The organism is Halococcus saccharolyticus DSM 5350, from assembly GCF_000336915.1.
Classification (GTDB): domain Archaea; phylum Halobacteriota; class Halobacteria; order Halobacteriales; family Halococcaceae; genus Halococcus; species Halococcus saccharolyticus.
This window is the reverse complement of the sequence record NZ_AOMD01000030.1, coordinates 276,675-294,226: the sequence shown is the minus strand read 5'-3', so window position 1 is coordinate 294,226 and position 17,552 is coordinate 276,675. Positions and strand designations below refer to the sequence as shown.

Genomic DNA, 17,552 nt, shown 5'->3' with positions numbered 1-17,552 from the left:
CCGGCCACGTTCGCCCGTCACGGCTAAAAAGCCTATAACGGTTCTCAGGCCAGTTCCGAACGATGTCCGAGACACGATGCGGCTACGTCGAGGACGTGGAACTGCTCACGAATCGGGGCACGGCACGTTGCTGGCGGCCAGTGCGTGGCGACGACGATCGGTGTTTCTGGCACGGCAACGGCCCGAAGACGCGCGAAGCCCTCGATGCCCACCGACCCGAACCGGACGAACGCCTCGACGGGGCTGACCTCCGCGGGGCGGACCTCACGGGCGCGTCGTGGTTGCGCGGGCGAAGTCTCGTCGGGGCGGACTTCACCGGTGCAACCCTCCGTGGAGCCGATCTCACCGGCGCGGACTGTCGGCGGGCGACGTTCGATCGGGTTGACGCCCGCCGAGCGCGCTTCGACGCGGCCGACGTGGAAGGGGCGACGTTCGACGACATCGATCTCCGGGAGGCGAGTCTCGACGGGACGAAGCTCTACCGCGCCAGCTTCACCGACGTGCGCCTCGACCGCGCGACCGACTTCGGCGACCGAGTGATCTACGAGAGCCTCGTCGACGACATCGAAGACCGCGAGACGCGGGTCGCAACGCTCGAAGCGGCGAGTTGGACCTACCGGGAGCTCCGTCGGCTGTTCGAGCAGGACGCCCTCCCGCAGCGGTCGCGGGCGTGTTATCTCGGCGAGAAGAGCTCTCGGAGACGGGCGGCGTGGGCGAGCGGCGAGTACCTCCGTGCGCTCAAACTCGAAGGCTCGCGGTGGGTGATGCGGTACGGAACCAGCCCTACGCGGGTCGTCACGAGCTCGGTCGTGGTGATGGGATGTTCCGGAATCCTGTATCCGCTGACCGGTGGGCTGCGCACGGACTCCGGAACGTATGGGTTCGAACAGCCAGTCGCGGACGTTCTCGCGGCGACACCGGGCCAGCTGGTGCGCGTGTTCTACAACGGCCTCTACTTCAGTGTCGTCACGTTTTCCACGCTCAGCTACGGCGACATACAACCGATCGGGGCGGGTGCGCGGGCGATCGCCGGCATCGAAGCACTCCTCGGATCGGTGTTGATGGCGCTGTTGCTGTTCGTGCTCACCCGGCGGGTCTGATGACGAGACGGGGGACGCTTAGGCGTTTTCGAGCACGTCGAGCAACGAAAGCGCCCGCTCGGTCAGCGTTTCCCCATTCGCCGCGACGAGTTTGACGATCGCTTCCTTCCCCACCTCGCCGCGGTCGATCACCGCAGCCGGCGTCTCGGAGCGATCGAACGCCTGGCGCGCGCCCCATCCCATCGTGCCTTCGTCGGCTGCTTTCACCTGCTCGGGTTCCTCGCTCCGATCGTACTTGGCGACCGACCAGTCGAGCGCGTCGAGCGATGCCTCCACGTCGTCGTCGAATCGGCAGTTGACGGCGAACCGCAATTCACTGTCGAACTCGCGGGCGGCGAGCAGAAATCGTGCGACGTGGCTCGACGCGCCGAAGCGCACCCCGCGATTCGGGTTCACGCCCGACAGCGTCCGCGTGATCCGGCCCTCGACCGCGGCGGTCTCGTTCACCCGTTCGGCGTACGGTGTCGCGCCGACGACGTTCATCCCGACCTCGGGAACGAGCGGGCTGACGTCGCGCTCGACCAGCGCCTCGACCACGCCAGCGACGGTCTCGGCGGTGGGTTCGCGCGCCGCACGATTGCGGAGATCGGCGTAGTGGTGGACCGCGCCGGGCCCTTTGCCGACGTCGAGCGGGTACCGGATCGCGCGCTCCATGAGCGCCAATCCGTCTTCGACGGCCGCATCGAGCGTATCGTCGTGGGCCAGACGCGCGGTGATCGCGCTGGCGAGCGTACAGCCCGATCCGTGGGTCGCGTCGGTCTCGACTCGTGGGTGCTCGTAGACCGTCGCTCCATCGCCGGTCACGAGCACGTCCATTGCCGTCTCGCCAGGAACGTGTCCACCCTTGATCAGCGCCGCGTCCGCACCCATCTCGACCAACTGCTCGCCCGCTTCGCGTGCGCTCACCTCGTCCTCAGGTTCGGTTCCGGTGAGCACCGCGCACTCGTCCGCGTTCGGCGTCACCAGCGCCGCCTCACCGACCAAGTCCTCGTAGGCATTCTCGCCCTCGGGTTCGAGCAACCGATCGCCCGAGGCCGCCACCATCACTGGATCGACCACGAGCGGCGCGTCGAGGTCGCGGGCGTAGCCGGTCACGGTCTCGACGACATCGGCCGTGGCGAGCATTCCGGTCTTCACCCCTCCGAGATCGAAGTCGGTCGTGATGGCCGCGTACTGGGCGTCGATCTCGTCGATCGGGAGGACGTGGACCGAGTCGACGCCCCGGGTGTTCTGGGCCGTCGTGGCGACGATCACGCTCGTCCCGAACGCGCCGCAAGCCTCCATCGTCTTCAGGTCGGCTTGAATTCCCGCCCCACCCCCAGAATCGCTGCTCGCGATCGTGAGCCCGACCGGGCGCGAGACGGGTGCCGGCTCGCGGGTCATGTCTCGTCCTCCAGCTTCCCCATGTACTCCTCGAAGGTGGCCCAGAACGGATCGCGTTCGGGGTGGTTGATTTCCTCGCCGTCGACCGTGACACCTGAGCCCTCGGAGACCACTCCGGCCTCAGCTGCCGGGATTCCCTCGTCATCGAGTGCGGCGAGCACGCTATCGACGCCCTCGGGAGCCACCGTGAGGAGGAGGGTCCCCTCGCTGATCGCGATCCACGGATCGATGTCGAAGAATTCGCATGCCGCCTCGACGCCTGGCTGGACGGGGATCGAATCGGTCTCGACATCGAGGTGGACCCCGCCCGCACGCGCCATCTCGTAGAGCCCGCCGAAGACGCCACACTCGGTCGCGTCGTGCATCGCGGTCACCGGCCCGGCGGCGGCCGCGGTCAGCGCGTCCCGGACCGGACTCATGTCGTCGAAGCGGTCGGTGGCGGCCGCGATCTCGTCGGCAGCGAGGTCGTGGCGCATGAGTTCCTCGAACTGGATCGAGAGGAGGCCGGTAGCCTCGATCGCCGGTCCCTTCGTGACGAGCACTCTGTCGCCCGGTCGCGCGCCGTCCGGTCGCACGAGATCAGCGGGATCGCCGACGCCGAGTACCGTTCCGCCGCCCACCATCGGATACGTACAACCCGCGTACCTACCGGTGTGGCCGGTGACGACGTTCACACCCAGTTCCGTTGCCTCGGCGTCGAACGTCTTCCACACCTGTTCGAACTCCTCGTCGGTGATCTCCGGCGGAAGGTTCAGATCGATCGAGAGGTGCGTCGGCTGGATGCCCGAGACCGCGACGTCGCTCATGAGGACATGGAAGGCGAACCACGCCGCGCGCTCGAACCCGAGCGAGGGCATCACGAACACGGGGTCGGTCGCGGTGACGACGGTCCGATCGCCGACATCGATCACCGCGAAGTCGACGCCGTGCTGGGGACCGAGCCGCACGTCGTCGCGATCGGCCCCGAGACGTGGATAGATGTGCGAATCGAAGAACTCGCGGTCGACCTTGCCCAGTTCGCTCATACTCATGATACCACCGAGTGATACTTAGCGCTGGCGTTCGATCGTCGTGAGCCACGAATTCGGTAGCGATAGCCGCCAGCACAACGTTTTACGGGCCGGAACCCCGTTATCGGATGAGTCACCAATGGGGGGTTCAACGACACCGACCGTTGCGGTACTCGGCGGGGGCGTCGGCGGGCTGAGCGCGGCCCAAGAACTCGGCGAGCGCGGCTTCGACGTCACGGTGTACGAGGCGCGCGAGCGTTTCGGCGGCAAGGCCCGTTCCATTCCGGTTCCCGGCTCCGCGACCGCCGATCGGAAACCGCTACCCGGAGAACACGGTTTCCGGTTCTTTCCGGGCTTTTATCGCCACCTCACCGACTCGATGAAGCGGATTCCCTACGGCGACAATCCCGAGGGCGTCTACGACAACCTCGAACCCACGACCCAGATGCTGATGGCCGAAACTGGCCGGCCGGAGGTGTTCCCGACCGAAACTCCGGAGTCGATCGCGGGCTGGCGACGGCTGCTCGGCAACCTCTTCGCGCGCGAGCTCATCTCCGAACACGAGCAAGCCTTCTTCGCGAGTCGACTGCTCCAGTTCGCGACCTCGTGCGAGCGCCGCCGGCGCGAGGAGTACGACAAAATCTCGTGGTGGGAGTTCATCGACGCGGAGAACATGTCGCCAGCGTACCAGAAACGCCTCGGCTACGGCGTCACCCAGTCGCTGGTGGCGATGCGACCCGAGAAGAGTTCGACGAGAACCATCGGCCGGATCTACCTCCAGCTGTTTCGGGGCCTGGTCGATTCGACCGTCGACGCCGACTCGCTGCTCGACGGCCCGTCGAGCGAGGTCTGGATCGATCCCTGGGTCACGTATCTCGACGATCTCGGCGTGGCGCTCCGTCCCGAAACCCCCGTCCGCGAGATCCACACCGACACCGACCGGGTGACCGGCGTGACAGTCGGCCGCGATGGCGAGACCGAACGGATCGCGGCGGACTACTACATCGGTGCGGTCCCGGTCGAGGTGATGGTCGATCTCCGCACGCCCGATCTCGTGGCGGCCGCACCGTCGCTCTCCCGGCTCGACGGGCTCGACACCGCGTGGATGAACGGGATCCAGTTCTACCTCGCCGAGGATTCGACCGACGTCCACGGTCACGGTGTTTACCTCGACGCGCCGTGGTCGCTCACCTCGATCTCCCAGCGCCAGTTCTGGAGCGAGTTCGATCCCGACGACTACGGCGACGGTCAGGTGGAAGGAATCCTCTCGATCTGCATCTCCGATTGGAACTCCCCTGGAATCGTCTACGACAAGCCGGCTCGCGAGTGTACCGCCGAGGAGATCAAAACCGAGGTGCTCGCCCAGCTCGACGACCACCTCGAAACCGGCAGCCTCGACGAGACCGACCTCGTGGACTGGTTTCTCGATCCCGCGATCGAGTTCGGTTCGGCAGGAACCGTCGCAGCGAACCACGAACCGCTGCTGCTCAACACTGTCCGCTCGCTCCGCCATCGGCCCGACGCGCGGACGGCGGCCGACAACTTCGTTCTCGCTGCCGATTACGTCCGGACAACCACTGACCTCGCCAGCATGGAGGGCGCGAACGAGGCCGCACGGCGCGCCACCAACGCGATCCTCGCCGATGCGGACGTCGACGCCGAACTGTGCGAACTGTTCGCGTTCGACGAACCGTCGGTCTTCGACGCTCCGAAGCGCCAGGACGAGATCGGTTATCAACTCGGACAGGATCATCCCGGTGAGGCCGGCCGGACGGTCGCCCGTGCTGGCCGGCGGTTCGCTCCTCAGGTGCCGTCGATCGTGTCGTGGCTCAGCCCTCGATGAGCCGCCGGAGATGCTCGGGCGGGACGGCCCCGCGAGCGGCGTGGCCGTCGTAGGCGAACGTCGGGACTCCTGTGATTCCCGTCTGCTGGGCCTCCCGAAATCGCTTTTCGAGCGCCGTCTCGCGCTCGGGATCGTCGATCGCTGCCCGGAGGGCATCCGGATCGATCCCCTCGCCGTCGGCCGATCCGACGTCGGCCGCGATCTCGGCGAGTACATCGGGGTCGCCGATGTCGCGTTCGTCCTGCCAGAGCGCGTCGAACACTCGTTCGTGGAACGTTGCGAACGCCTCGGGATACTCCTCCCGGACGAACAGCGCCGCCTGCTGGGCGTTCTTCGAGTCGACGTCCTCGGCGATCTCGAGACTCATCTCGACGTCGTACTCCTCCTGGAGTCGCCGGACGTTCTCCCTGGCCTGCTCGTAATACTCGTCGTCCTTACCGCTGTCGGCCGCTGGATCGATCTCACCGTCCGGCCCTCGCTCGCGGCTCCGGAGGTCGAAGGGGTGCCACTCGACGTTGAGGGGTTCGTCGCGCTCCTCGCGGTACTGTGCCAGCGAGGCCTCCCCGAGATAACAGAACGGGCAGACGTAGTCCGCGTACATCGTGAGCGTGTCGGCGTTCGGATCGGCGTCGCTTGCGACGGTGTCGTGACTCATCGAGAGCGGTACGTCCTCGCGAGCAAAGAGTGGTCGGCTTACTTCTTGCAACCCTTGCCGCCGGGGATACTCGATCGGCTACGATCGATCGAACAGGGGCGAGTCGCGGAGGTCGTCCATGTCCGGGCGATCGTGCTCGAAGTGACGCGCCGACTGGAGCTGTGCGTTCACCAACTTGTTCACCTGGTCGCCCCAGTCGCTGTCGGGATGTGTCCGGACGTATTCGGCCCACGCCGTGATCTCCTCGTGGCGTGCCTCGCGGTTGCGGGGAGGGTCGTCACGTCCGCTTGAGTTCGTCATATTCGGCTTCGACACCCAACCTCTCGACGTACGATTCGAGCTTGCTGGTGTTAAGCGTTGGCTCCAGCAGTTCGTGGAGATAGAGCGCGTCCTCGTAGTCCCGCTCCGCACCCATGTCGAGCTTGTACGCGATCTGGAGTTCGAGCGAGCCGATCACGAACTCCTCGCCGCCAAGCCGGACGGCGAGCGTGTCGTGCAGGGATGCCTTGTCGTACTCGTCCGCGGCGAACTTGCACTCGACGCTCGGCACGCGATGGCCCTCTTCGGCGATCCGAACCGGGAGTCCGTCGCTGAGCGTTTCGTACAGCCGATCGAGCGACATTGCCGACCCCCAGTAACCGGCGTCCTGCAGCCCATCGACCAGGTCGTCGGCCGTCGATTCGTCGAACCGGTCCGTGATGACATCGATGTCCTCGGTGGCACGCGCTCGACCGAGCAACACGGCGACGTACCCGCTGACGACGACGTACTCGATGCCGACACGATCCAGAATGCCAGTGACATCGAGGACGAGTTCGTCGAGGCCGTTCGGCGGTTTGTCGAGTATCAGCGCGTCGTCTCGGAACTCCACGGGTGCCTGTCGACACCGACTGGCCGTATAACTTCGCCTCGTCGGACCTCTCGTCCAGAAATCGGACTTCGTCGTCGCTTCGGAGCGGACTTACTTCCCGCGGCCCTTGCCGCCGTGGACGCTCGGGCGGGTGTGCTCCGTGCCCTTGCCCTTCGTGCCGAGACCACGGCCCTGGGTGCCGGCGCTCGTCAGCCCGCGGAACGCCCGGCCGCGCTGGTCGTCCGCACAGATCCAGCTCAGGTCGTCGTCGTTCTCGATCGCGGGATGCTCGGGATCGACGAGGATCGCCTCGAACCACTTCTGCGAGCCGTCCTCGCCGACCGGGTAGGAGTTCAGCACGCGGAGGTTCGTGAACTTCCGGCTGGATCGTTCCTCCGCGATCCGCTGGATCGACTTCCGGCGGGTGACCTTGTTGACGCCCTGGCGCTTCGTCCGCCGGCCCGCGTCGTGGCGCTGCTTTCGGGCCGTGCCCTTCCGGACCGCGATCCGGGCGAGAACGATACCCTGTTTCGCCTTGTAGCCGAGCGAGCGCGCCCGATCGAGTCGGGTGGGGCGCTCGATCCGCTCGATCGCGCCCTGGTCGCGCCACTCCTGGAGGCGCTGCCACTGGAGCTCCTCGTGCATCTCGTTGTCCGCGTCGTGCCACGCGTCGCCGATGTGGGAGTAGAAACTTCGTGCCATGTGTTGTTTGCGGGCGTTGATGGTTCAGCCGCGTGGTCCGGGGGACCACGCTGGCCACATTCCGACCTGCAGTATCACGCAGGTGCCCGCCGGTGCCCGTCCCAGCGAGTCACTGGATCTCCGCCAGTGGCGCTGTTAAGCGCTTCGGAACGCCACGGTCCTTGGCCGACTCGTAGGCGTTGTTTTTATACGACCGGCTGTTGCAAGCCTCGGGTTGAATCTTCGAGGAACCACTTGCTCTGGCGTGATGCAACAGACTTGTCCGCCGACGATGATCCGGACCGAGACGCGCGCGCCGAAATCACCCACTGGAAGGAGGGTCTAAAATGCTCGCGACGCTCACCGGGACGGCGCTCCAGCTTGGCGGCGGGTTCATTGAGCTCGCGATCGCGTTTCTGGTCCTCGCACTGATCGCGTACGTGGTCGGTGCACAGGGCATCGCCGGCATCTCGATGGAGATCGCGCGGATTCTCGTCATCGTCTTCATCATCCTCGCGATCATCTCCTTTTTCCTCTGATCGGTGAATCGGCGCAGGCCCGCTGTCCGGCCTGCACCGCACTAGTACCCAAAACACCGAGGCCGGTCACGCCGTCCCACCGGCAGTATATGTGACTGCTGGACGTATTCGACCCATGTACGAGACCCTCCTGATCCCGACCGACGGCAGCGACCACGCGCGCCAGGCAGCAGAACGCGGCTTCGACCTCGCTGCGACGTACGGTGCGGCCGTCCGGATCGTCCACGTCATCGAAGACCCCGATTCGGGAGTGACGGTCCACGAGTACGACGACCAGGTCCGCGACGACATGGAGCGCATCGGCGAGCGCTACGTCGACGACCTCGTGTCGGCGGCCGAAGGGTGCGACGTCGCGGCCACGGGCGAGGTCCGTCACGGCGCGGCCCACGAAGAGATCATCGCTGCGGCAGACGATCACGCCGCCGACCTGATCGTGATGGCCACCCACGGCCGCACCGGTCTCGAAGGACTCGTCCTCGGTAGCGTCGCCGAACGCGTCGTCCGGCTCGCCTCGGTCTCCGTCCTCGTCGCTCGACCGGACGACGAGTCCCCGTCGAGCGACGAGTGAACCGACGAACGTCGACGAGCCGATCGTCTCAGTCCGCCGTTTGCCCCGGCGACGCGTCGGCGTTCCCCGCGGGCGTCTCCCAGCTATAGATCACGGCCGCGCTGGCGAGGAAGACACCGCCGAGCAGCGCAGTCGTCGGGATCGGGGCTGTGAGATCGGCGATCCAGCCCACCATCGGACGGAGCGGGAGCCGGACGACGGCGTAGACGAGCGAGGCGGCGCTGAGTACCGTCGCCCGGCCGAGTGACGCGACGTGATCGTTGATGTAGCCACTCACGATCGGCCGGAGCACCGCCTGGCTCGCCTTCATCCCGAAGAACAGCGGGAACGCGGCGAGCGGGGCGAATGCGGGAACCACGAAGAGAATCGTGGTCGTCACTGATACGACGAACACGGCCCCGCTAGTCGAGAGTCGGTCTTCGATGTCGCCGGCGAAGTAGCTCGCGATCGCAGCGACCACGGTAAAGCTCGCGTACAGCGGCCCCAGCCCAGTCTCGGGGAGTCCGAGAGTGCGAGTCGCGATCGGCTGAATGAACTCGTCGGCCGCGCCGATGATCGCGAAGAACAGCGCCACATAGAGTACCAGTGATCGAAGCGGCGGTGCAGTCAACCGCTCTTGGATGACCGGCAGCGCGTCGAGCACCGTCAACTCGTCCTCGTCGGTGTCGGTCGCCGTCCGGGGGAAGGAGAGCACGACGGGGATCGAAAGTGCGAGCAGGAGCCCGCCGGCGAGAAACGGGAGCCGATGGTCGATACTGTACAGCCCGCCGGCGGTCAGCATCGTCGCCGCACTCACCCACTGGTTGACCGACCCACCACGCCCGCGAATCCGGGTGTACTCACCCTCGTCGAGGTGAGTTTCGAGCGCGTCGTAGAGCCACGCATCCGCACTCCCAGACTGGAACGCGCCGCCGAGACCCCAGAGTACCCACAGAACCGCGAACCCCCAGAAGGTGTGCACCACGACGAACCCGAGCAGTGACACCGTGAGGAGAGCCGCCCCGATCACGAGGCTATTGCGTCGCCCGAGTCGATCCCCGACGTACCCGGTCGGCACCTCGCCGACCACGGTCGCCCCAGCCGAAAGGCTCGACAGCAGTCCGATCTCGGTATAGGAGAGCCCTCGCGAGAGCAAGAACAGCGTGAACACCGGCCAGAAAAAGCCGAAGGTCGTCGTGGCCTGGTAGATGTAATACTTCAGGATCAATCGAGAGGGGAGCCGTCCGCTGAATCTCATCGCCTCACCCGATCCGCGAGCGTGGTCGGCTGCACGACCCATCGCTCGAGTGGCCAGGGCAAAATCGTTCGCTGATATGAATTAACGTAGTTTCTTTGTTACGATCGAGGAAACCGCCGGAGCGCCAGTGATGTCAGGCGGTGGGCGACGAACAGCGAACTCGGCCGAGTTTCAGCCATCAAGCGAACCGTCACCAGGCAGTTTGATGTATCGGGATAGAGTTTATAGCGGTGTTACGTCGTCGATCGATTCGAACTCCGCGTCGGCAATCGCATCGGCGATAGCGTCGCTATCGGGTGTTTCTGCCATCCGTCGAGGATATTTCCGGTGGAAGTACCCGAGGACGTTCTCGACATCACGTTCGAGGAGGTCGACGGCGTTCTCGTGATCGGTCGGGACCGCCTGGGGCCAGTCGAAGATAGTGACTCCGTCTGTGCCGACGAAGACGTTATACTCGCTCATGTCGGCGTGGACGTAGCCCGCATCGAACGCACGCGCGACCTCCCGAAGCACGAGATCGCAGACGCCGAGCACCTGATCGTCGTCAAGGTCAGCTCTCGACAGTTCGACACCGTCGATCTTCTCCATCACGATCGCATGGCGGTTGTGATCGATCGGGCGAGGTACCGACACGTCGGGATAGAGCGTTTCGAGCGCGTCGTACTCGCGTTCGGCGGCCTTCCGCGCGGTGTAGAGCCACGAGACGTGATCCCGGTCGGCGGTGTACTCACGCTCGCGCATGACCTCCCGAAAGTTGGTGTACCCCTCGCGGTGGAACTTGAGCGCGAACGGGGTGTAGGATTGGACTTCGTAGACGTCGCTTTCCTTGCCGACCCCGAGGGGTGCGCCGACGCCTTCGATGGTGCCTCGCTCGGCGAAGGTATGGAGCGCGAGCGCGTCGTACCCCTCGAAGGTGAGCTTGTAGCCCTCGTACTGTATCGTCCGGCGTTCGAGCAGTCCGCGGTCCGCACACCGATCCAGACGGTAATCGACGTTCTCGCTCGTGAGTCCCGCAAAATCGGGCAACGTCCCCCGATTGACCCACTCGCTGAACCGCATCCCTTGCTCGACGCCCGAGAGGAGGTGGAAATCCTCGGGTTCGAGGGCGGCCATTTCGCTCGCGACGTTGCGAACCATCGCTCTCGCGTACCCCCGCGACGGACAAAAGCATCGCGCGTGGACTTCGATAAACATCATACAGCGATATAGAATCTGATGGCCGGTTGTCGCTCCGCTCTCCAAATCGATTTGTTCCGGCGCTGTGTTCGGACGGTATGACCGATATCTCCGATCGGGAGTGGCGGCTGATCCGCGAGGACCGACGACGGGGCGCGATGAACATGGCGCTCGACGAGATCGCCGCCGAGACCGCCGCCGAGGGTGGCCCACGCACGCTTCGGGTCTACCGCTGGGACCCTGCGACGCTCTCGCTCGGCTACCACCAGGACCCCGAGACAGTGGATTGGGAGTTCTGCGAACGCGAGGGGATCGACGTGGTTCGGCGGCCGACCGGCGGCGGGGCGATCTATCACGACACCCACGCCGACATCTCCTATTCGATCGTCGCGCCCGCCGACGAACTTCCGGGCGATCTGATGGATACGTACGAACGTCTCTGCGAGCCACTCTTCTCGGGATTCGATCGGCTCGGGGTTTCGGCAACGTTCGCCGAGGAGGAGCGTCCCGAACTGTTCGAGCCGGCGTGTTACCTGCGTGCGCTCCATCCGGCTCACGACGTCGTCGTCGACGGACGGAAGATCAGCGGGAACGCCCAGTACCGCCGACGCGATAGCGTGATCCAACACGGGTCGGTCATGTTCGACGATACATCCGACCGCCATCTCGCGACGTTCGTCGATGGGGTCACCACCGAGCGGTTCCGCGAGCGGGTGACGACGATCGGTGAGCACGCGGACGTGGCCCGGGAGACGGCGGTGGACGCGTTCGAGGCGTCGCTCGCAGAGTGGGCCGACGCCGAGACGGGCGAGTGGACCGACGACGAGCTTGACCGCGCCCGCGAGCGCGCCCGCGCGAAGTACGACGCCGCGGCGTGGAACCGCGATCGCGAGGATCCCACCGCAGCGTGAAGTGCAACCGACCGCGAGGATCCAATCGAGTGGCCGGCGGTCGCGGGGCCACATTCGCCCTATCCGGCTTCGAAGCCCCTTTGCCCGCCGGCAGCGAGGCAGGACCATGCACGTCGGAGCACACGTCTCGGTTGCCGGCGGTGTCGACAACGCCGTGGGTCGCCAGCGTGACATCGGCGGGAACTGCGGACAGATATTCACGACGTCGCCCCAAGTCTGGGCCGGCCCCGACATCGGAGACGACGAGGCAGCCGCGTTCCGCGAGTCGGGTGCCGACCTCGGTCCGTGGGTGATCCACGCCTCGTATCTCGTCAACCTCGCTACGCCGAAGGACGATCTCCGCGAGAAGTCGATCCAAAGCCTCCAGGCCGAGTGCGACGCCGCCCATCGCTTGGGAATCGAGTTCGTCAACGTCCACCTCGGCGCGCACACCGGTGCAGGGGTCGAGACCGGCCTCGACAACGCCGCGAGCGCGGTCGACGAACTCGACATCCCCGCGGACGTCACTCTCCTGATCGAGAGCGACGCCGGCAGCGGGACCAAACTCGGCGGCGAGTTTGCCCACCTCGCGGGCGTCCTCGATCGCGCCGACACCGACCTCGGCACCTGTCTCGACACGGCCCACGCCTTCGCCGCCGGCTACGATCTCTCGACACCCGAGGGGGTCGACGACGTGCTCGGAGAGTTCGACGAGCGAGTGGGCCTCGACACCCTCCACTGCATCCACCTCAACGACTCGAAGCACGCCTGTGGTACCAACAAGGACGAACACGCCCACATCGGCGAGGGCGAGATCGGCGACGACGGCATGGACGCGATCGTCAACCACGCTTCGCTCGGCGAGGTGCCGTTCGTCCTCGAAACACCGACCGAGGACGGCCGCGGCTTCGCGTGGAACGTCGACCGCGTCCGAGAACTGCGCGGGGAGTAAGGTTAGCCGTTGGGCGTCGGCCTCGTCAGCCGTCTTCGTCGCCGCCACCCTCACCGTCTTCTCCACCACCACCGTCTTCCCCATCTTCTCCACCTTCGCCGCCGTTTTCGCCACCGTTCTGGCCGCCCTCGCCGCCGTCGCCTTCCTGTCCTCCTCCATCTTCGCCGTCTCCACCGCCCTCCCCTCCTTCGCCGCCCCCACCGTCGCCACCCTCTCCGCCCTCACCGTCGCCGCCACCTTCACCGTCTTCGCCGCCGCCGAGACCGATCTCCGAACAGCCCGCGAGACCGAGCGCCGCCGCAGTTCCCGAGAGCGTTACTACCCGTCGTCGCGTCATCGTGCGATCGCGCATAGGATCGATAGATCACGCCTGTCACAATAGTCGTTTCCGTCGGCGCGCGGCGGTCGATCGAGACCGGCGATCGAGTGTCAGACCACGTCGCCGCGAACGGTCGCGCCCGCCTGGCGCTCGCGGTAGTCCCGCACCGCGTCGGCCGCGCGGTCGGCTTCGTCACCACCCATCCCGATCATCGAGAGCGCCTCGGCGAGGGTGGGAAAGACGAACTCGCCGTTGCGGAGTTTTTCGAAGGCGTCCGTCGAGCGCTGGCCGTCGAGCCAGAGACAGGCTCCCCGGGGATCGAGGACCTGTTCGTAGTTCTCGCGCGCCATCGCGCCCTTCAGTCGCTGGGTCACGTTGTCCTCGAAACTCGCGTTGCAGACTTCGAGGTGAATCGGCTCGCTCTCCCCGACGAGGTGGGCCGCGAGACACTTCTCGGGGGCGGCGTACCCGTTCGGGTTCGCACGGATGAACTCGGGGTGTTCGTCGGCCCACTCGGCGCTCACCGTCTTGCCGATCCCCTCGACGCCGTGCGAGTCGCGGAACTCCGCCTCTCGTTCGTCGTCGCCGTGAAAGAGTAGGTCTTTCGTGAGATAGATGTCGAGGCGCTCGACGGGATCGAGCCCGAGCACGAGGTCGCCGTACACCCAGATCTCGCGAATCGGGACGGGCATCGTCTCGGTCGCGACCGTCTCGACGAGGCGCTCGATCCGGTCGACGGCCTCGGCGCGGGCGAACTCGGTCATTGGAGAGGGTAGCCGCCCGCGATGGAAAACGGTTTCCGGACTTGGATTTGCAGTTCCGGATTTCCACGGGGTGGATGGCGCGCGGGAGCGTGCCGGAGGCACGCGACTCGTGCGAGGGATGAACGAGCGAAGCGAGTGAATCGGTTGGGGAGGGTGTGGCCTGCGGTCTCTCATTTGTATCGGTATTCGCGGTGTTCGCTCCACCATTCGTGATCGATCTCCATACCACTGCTGTGGATCGACTCACCGTGGTTGGCCTCTCGCGCTGCTCGCTGAAGGCGAAACCGTCAAACGCCGGAGTACCCCAGTCGAGACATGGACTGCACCAAGTGCGACCGCGAGGCGGTGCTGCACGCGGCGTACTCGGGCGCGCATCTCTGCGAGCACCATCTCCGTGCGTCGGTCGAGAAGCGAGTCCGTCGACGAATCCGCGAGGACGGCCTCATCGGTGACGACGCCACCCCCCAAAACCCCGAGACGTGGCTGCTCGGTCTCTCGGGCGGGAAGGACAGCGTCGTGCTCGGATCGATCCTCGCCGACACGTTCGCCGAAGATCCACGGATCGAGCTGGTTGCACTCACGATCCACGAGGGGATCAAGGGCTACCGCGACGAGAGTCTCGACGCCGCGAGCGCGTTCGCCGACGAACAGGAGATTTCCCACGAGGTCGTCACCTACGCCGACGAGTTCGATCTCGAAATGGATCGCGTGGTCGAGAAGGACCCCGAGAACATGGCCGCCTGCGCGTACTGTGGAGTCTTCCGGCGCGAACTGCTCGCCGAGTACGCCGAGGCGTACGGTGCCGACAAGCTCCTGACGGGCCACAACCTCGACGACGAGGCCCAGACCGCGATGATGAACTTCCTCGAAGGCGACGTCGCCCAGATGGCGAAACACTTCGATGCGAGCCTCGGCCCCTTCCCCGAACGGTCCGAGTCCACGGAGTTCGTTCCCCGAGCGAAACCCCTCAGAGACGTCCCCGAGAAGGAGGTCGCGCTCTACGCCCACCTCGCCGACCTTCCGGTTCACATGGCGGAGTGTCCTCACTCCAGCGAGGCCTACCGCGGCGAGATTCAGCAACTCCTGTTCGATCTCGAAGAACGCCATCCCGGCACGCGCCACTCGATCATGGCGGGCTACGAGGAGTTCGCCAAACTCGCCGCCGAAGCCTACCGCGGCGATGGTCCGGACCTCGGCGAGTGTGAACGCTGCGGCGGCACCACCACGCGCGAGATCTGTCGGACGTGCCAGCTCACCGAGGCCGTTCACGCGGCGTAATCATCGGTGTACTACGCGAGGTTGTAGCCAGTCGTATCAGTACATCCACTGCGATATATTTGTCTGAAAACGCCATCAGGAAACGCGATAGATACAGACAGTAGAATTATATATCTGTTTTCGATAGTAACGGACCGTGTGGATGGAGGGCCGAAGCGCAGCTCAGCGGATGACGTCGAGATCGTCGTTGGTGTCGTGGTCCGGCACGTCGCGGCCGCCGTCGCTCTCGGCGTAGCTCGTGTCGAACGATTCGGCTGCGAGCGCCTCGCGCGACCGATCAGCCTGCTGTTGGGCGTCGGGACCGAGGACTTGAGCGCTCTGGACGCCGGTCATGATCGCCATCACTCGGACCTTGCCCTTGTACTCCTCGCGGATGCGCGAGCCCCAGATGACGTTCGCGCTAGGTTCGAGCCGGTCGGTGATGCGCTCGGCGATCGCCTCGGCCTCCTTCAGAGTGAGGTCGGGGCCGCCGGTGATGTGGACCAAGCCGCCGGACGCTCCCCGGTAATCGACGTCGAGGAGCGGATGGCTCATCGCGTCCTTCACGACCTCCTCGGTTTTGTTCTTGTCCTGGGTCTCGCCGACCAGCATGACCGCCACACCACCCTGATTCATGATCGCGGTCATGTCGGCGTAGTCGAGGTTGATCAGCGAGGGCTGGGTGATCGTCTCGGCGATCCCCTTCACCGTCTCCGCGATGAGCTGATCCATCACCGAGAACGCCTTGCCGACCGGGAGGTTCGGAACGTAATCGAGCAGGCGGTTGTTGTCGAGCACGATGATCGAGTCGGCCTCGTTGCGGAGCTCTTCGAGCCCCTCCTCGGCCTTCACTGTTCGCGCGCGCTCGACGTTGAACGGTGTCGAGACCATCCCGACCACGATCGCGCCCTCGTCGCTCGCGATCTTCGAGACCACGGGCGCGGCTCCGGTGCCGGTGCCGCCGCCCATCCCCGCGGTGACGAACACGAGGTCCGCGCCGGAGAGCACCTCGCGGATCGTGGACTGGGCCATCTCGGTCGCGCGCTCGCCCATCTCGGGGTCGCCGCCCGCACCGAGCCCCTGGGTGAGCGATTTGCCGACGAGGATCCGGGTGTCGGCCCGGATCATTTGGAGATGCTGCTTGTCGGTGTTGATCGCGATGGTCTCGGCACCCTCGACCTCAATGTTGTGGAGCCGGTTGACGGTGTTGTTGCCCGCACCGCCACAGCCGACCACCACGATCCGGGGGTCGCCGAACTCGTCGAGATCGGACTCGTCGCGTTGCCGTTGCTCTTTCTCCGCGTTTTCGAGCGCCGATTCCACGATGTCCTGCATTGTCAGGCCCTCGCGAACGGCCGCTTGGTCGGGGGTTCGTCCCGACCCTCCTCGGCGACCATCTCCCTGACCGCCGCCCGGATCGCCTCGCTACGATTCGGGTACTCGCCGTGTTCGACCATCTGTTCGACCTCCGCGATCTGCTGTTTCGGGATCCGTAGTGTCACACGCTCCATGGGTGGGTCCTCCGTTTAGGCGACCGCGCGTCTTACACGCCGAAACCGCACGACGTGGACACCGTCGGCATCGATCGGCGTCGGTGTAAGACGGCCGTCTTACGCAGGCGTATGCAATCAGCCCAGATGTAATAAAACTTCCGGCCAGCGTAAGACGAACGTCCGGATCGCCGCGTAAACGGCGTTTTGGAGGCTGTGTGAACGTTTACGCACCATCGAGAACGTCCGCAGCGGGGGTTCGTCGGCCACAGCTCGGGCAGAACACCCAGTCCGAGCGGAGCTCGTCGCCGCAGTCACAGAACACCCGGCGGGTCGCCTTCTCCCCACAGTTCGGACAGTAAACGTGTTCTGAACCGACTTCTTCGCCACATTGGGCACATGTTTTACGCGCGTCAGAGCCCGTTTGCACGTCCGTTTCCGCTTCGGCCGTCTCCGTCTTACGCGCCGGCGCGTCGGTGGATGCGGATGCGTCGGACGCGCCTTCGAGAGCGATGTTTACGTTGATGTCCTGTGGCTCCGACGGCGTAAACGCGCCGAGGCGTTCGTCGACGATCGCGTCGACGCGCTGTCTGACGAGATCGTCGAGGCTGTCGGGGTCCGCGTCCCGCGCGCTCTCGAGGTATGCCCGGAGCGCCTCGCGCATCGCCTCGCTCTTCGAGGCGTCGAGCGACTCGAGCTCGTCGATGAGCTCGTCGTCGGCGCGGAACGTGATTTTGCTCATCCGTCGTGCGACCGAACGACACGGGACCACTTGAATCTTCCCGGGTGTCGGACGGTAGGGTGGTGCGTGTCGGACGGCGGGCGGGATGGCAATTCT

At 65.6% G+C, this 17,552-nt stretch carries 20 protein-coding genes; 7 read left to right on the top strand and 13 right to left on the bottom strand.

Annotated features, from left to right (window positions below; genetic code table 11):
• Nucleotides 1–62 precede the first annotated feature (62 nt).
• Nucleotides 63–1,100 (top strand): pentapeptide repeat-containing protein, encoded by a 1,038-nt coding sequence (locus C449_RS15110; protein ID WP_006078911.1) that lies wholly within the window; start codon nucleotides 63–65, stop codon nucleotides 1,098–1,100.
• An 18-nt stretch (nucleotides 1,101–1,118) separates the two neighbouring features.
• Here C449_RS15110 and thiD read toward each other — a convergent pair whose 3' ends face one another.
• Nucleotides 1,119–2,483, bottom strand: a complete 1,365-nt coding sequence (thiD, locus tag C449_RS15105) for a bifunctional hydroxymethylpyrimidine kinase/phosphomethylpyrimidine kinase (RefSeq protein ID WP_006078910.1) — start codon at nucleotides 2,481–2,483, stop codon at nucleotides 1,119–1,121.
• Entirely contained in the window at nucleotides 2,480–3,508 is a 1,029-nt protein-coding gene (locus C449_RS15100; RefSeq protein WP_049914305.1) for an AIR synthase family protein, read from the bottom strand. Before C449_RS15100 ends, thiD begins: the two co-directional genes overlap by 4 nt.
• A 124-nt stretch (nucleotides 3,509–3,632) precedes the next feature.
• Between C449_RS15100 and C449_RS15095 the strand changes: the two genes are divergently transcribed.
• On the top strand, nucleotides 3,633–5,336 hold the full coding sequence (locus tag C449_RS15095; protein WP_006078908.1) for a hydroxysqualene dehydroxylase: 1,704 nt from the start codon (nucleotides 3,633–3,635) through the stop codon (nucleotides 5,334–5,336).
• Here the strand turns inward: C449_RS15095 and C449_RS15090 are convergent.
• The 4 genes from C449_RS15090 to C449_RS15075 all read right to left on the bottom strand — a co-directional run bounded on the left by C449_RS15090 (nucleotide 5,323) and on the right by C449_RS15075 (nucleotide 7,543).
• A complete protein-coding gene (locus C449_RS15090) occupies nucleotides 5,323–5,991 on the bottom strand; it encodes a DsbA family oxidoreductase (RefSeq protein WP_006078906.1) in 669 nt (222 codons plus the stop codon). The two genes, C449_RS15095 and C449_RS15090, sit on opposite strands and share 14 nt — an antisense overlap.
• A 78-nt stretch (nucleotides 5,992–6,069) precedes the next feature.
• Complete coding sequence (locus C449_RS15085) at nucleotides 6,070–6,291, bottom strand: hypothetical protein (protein WP_006078905.1); 222 nt, start codon at nucleotides 6,289–6,291, stop codon at nucleotides 6,070–6,072.
• The gene (locus C449_RS15080) at nucleotides 6,269–6,862 is read right to left on the bottom strand and encodes a hypothetical protein (RefSeq protein WP_006078904.1); all 594 of its coding nucleotides are present in this window, start codon (nucleotides 6,860–6,862) and stop codon (nucleotides 6,269–6,271) included. The genes C449_RS15085 and C449_RS15080 overlap by 23 nt, the downstream gene beginning before the upstream one ends.
• 90 nt (nucleotides 6,863–6,952) lie before the next feature.
• Nucleotides 6,953–7,543: a 50S ribosomal protein L15e gene (locus tag C449_RS15075; protein ID WP_006078902.1), complete on the bottom strand. Its 591-nt coding sequence runs from the start codon at nucleotides 7,541–7,543 to the stop codon at nucleotides 6,953–6,955.
• A gap of 326 nt (nucleotides 7,544–7,869) precedes the next feature.
• Here C449_RS15075 and C449_RS15070 point away from each other — a divergent pair, with 326 nt between their 5' ends.
• Both C449_RS15070 and C449_RS15065 read left to right on the top strand, forming a co-directional pair.
• Nucleotides 7,870–8,061, top strand: a complete 192-nt coding sequence (locus tag C449_RS15070) for a DUF1328 domain-containing protein (RefSeq protein ID WP_006078901.1) — start codon at nucleotides 7,870–7,872, stop codon at nucleotides 8,059–8,061.
• A gap of 115 nt (nucleotides 8,062–8,176) precedes the next feature.
• Nucleotides 8,177–8,629: a universal stress protein gene (locus C449_RS15065; protein WP_006078900.1), complete on the top strand. Its 453-nt coding sequence runs from the start codon at nucleotides 8,177–8,179 to the stop codon at nucleotides 8,627–8,629.
• A gap of 28 nt (nucleotides 8,630–8,657) precedes the next feature.
• Here C449_RS15065 and C449_RS15060 read toward each other — a convergent pair whose 3' ends face one another.
• Together C449_RS15060 and C449_RS15055 are read right to left on the bottom strand one after the other, a co-directional pair.
• On the bottom strand, nucleotides 8,658–9,908 hold the full coding sequence (locus C449_RS15060; RefSeq protein WP_006078899.1) for an MFS transporter: 1,251 nt from the start codon (nucleotides 9,906–9,908) through the stop codon (nucleotides 8,658–8,660).
• A 180-nt stretch (nucleotides 9,909–10,088) separates the two neighbouring features.
• Nucleotides 10,089–11,003, bottom strand: a complete 915-nt coding sequence (locus tag C449_RS15055) for a serine/threonine-protein kinase RIO2 (protein WP_006078898.1) — start codon at nucleotides 11,001–11,003, stop codon at nucleotides 10,089–10,091.
• A gap of 137 nt (nucleotides 11,004–11,140) precedes the next feature.
• Here C449_RS15055 and C449_RS15050 point away from each other — a divergent pair, with 137 nt between their 5' ends.
• Together C449_RS15050 and C449_RS15045 are read left to right on the top strand one after the other, a co-directional pair.
• Nucleotides 11,141–11,953, top strand: coding sequence for a lipoate--protein ligase family protein (locus C449_RS15050; RefSeq protein ID WP_006078897.1), 813 nt, complete (start codon nucleotides 11,141–11,143; stop codon nucleotides 11,951–11,953).
• Between the two features lie 106 nt (nucleotides 11,954–12,059).
• On the top strand, nucleotides 12,060–12,884 hold the full coding sequence (locus C449_RS15045; protein WP_006078896.1) for a deoxyribonuclease IV: 825 nt from the start codon (nucleotides 12,060–12,062) through the stop codon (nucleotides 12,882–12,884).
• Nucleotides 12,885–12,909: 25 nt separating this feature from the next.
• Here the strand turns inward: C449_RS15045 and C449_RS15040 are convergent, their stop codons facing one another.
• Nucleotides 12,910–13,236, bottom strand: a complete 327-nt coding sequence (locus tag C449_RS15040) for a hypothetical protein (protein WP_006078895.1) — start codon at nucleotides 13,234–13,236, stop codon at nucleotides 12,910–12,912.
• 77 nt (nucleotides 13,237–13,313) lie between these two features.
• Nucleotides 13,314–13,967 (bottom strand): DUF7095 family protein, encoded by a 654-nt coding sequence (locus tag C449_RS15035; protein ID WP_006078894.1) that lies wholly within the window; start codon nucleotides 13,965–13,967, stop codon nucleotides 13,314–13,316.
• Between the two features lie 315 nt (nucleotides 13,968–14,282).
• Here C449_RS15035 and ncsA point away from each other — a divergent pair, with 315 nt between their 5' ends.
• A complete protein-coding gene (gene ncsA / locus C449_RS15030) occupies nucleotides 14,283–15,245 on the top strand; it encodes a tRNA 2-thiolation protein NcsA (RefSeq protein ID WP_006078893.1) in 963 nt (320 codons plus the stop codon).
• 162 nt (nucleotides 15,246–15,407) lie between these two features.
• Here the strand turns inward: ncsA and ftsZ are convergent, their stop codons facing one another.
• The 3 genes from ftsZ to C449_RS15015 all read right to left on the bottom strand — a co-directional run bounded on the left by ftsZ (nucleotide 15,408) and on the right by C449_RS15015 (nucleotide 17,456).
• Entirely contained in the window at nucleotides 15,408–16,559 is a 1,152-nt protein-coding gene (ftsZ, locus tag C449_RS15025; protein ID WP_006078892.1) for a cell division protein FtsZ, read from the bottom strand.
• A gap of 2 nt (nucleotides 16,560–16,561) precedes the next feature.
• Entirely contained in the window at nucleotides 16,562–16,735 is a 174-nt protein-coding gene (locus tag C449_RS15020) for a ribbon-helix-helix domain-containing protein (RefSeq protein WP_006078891.1), read from the bottom strand.
• A 205-nt stretch (nucleotides 16,736–16,940) separates the two neighbouring features.
• A complete protein-coding gene (locus C449_RS15015; RefSeq protein ID WP_006078890.1) occupies nucleotides 16,941–17,456 on the bottom strand; it encodes a double zinc ribbon domain-containing protein in 516 nt (171 codons plus the stop codon).
• Nucleotides 17,457–17,552 lie beyond the last annotated feature (96 nt).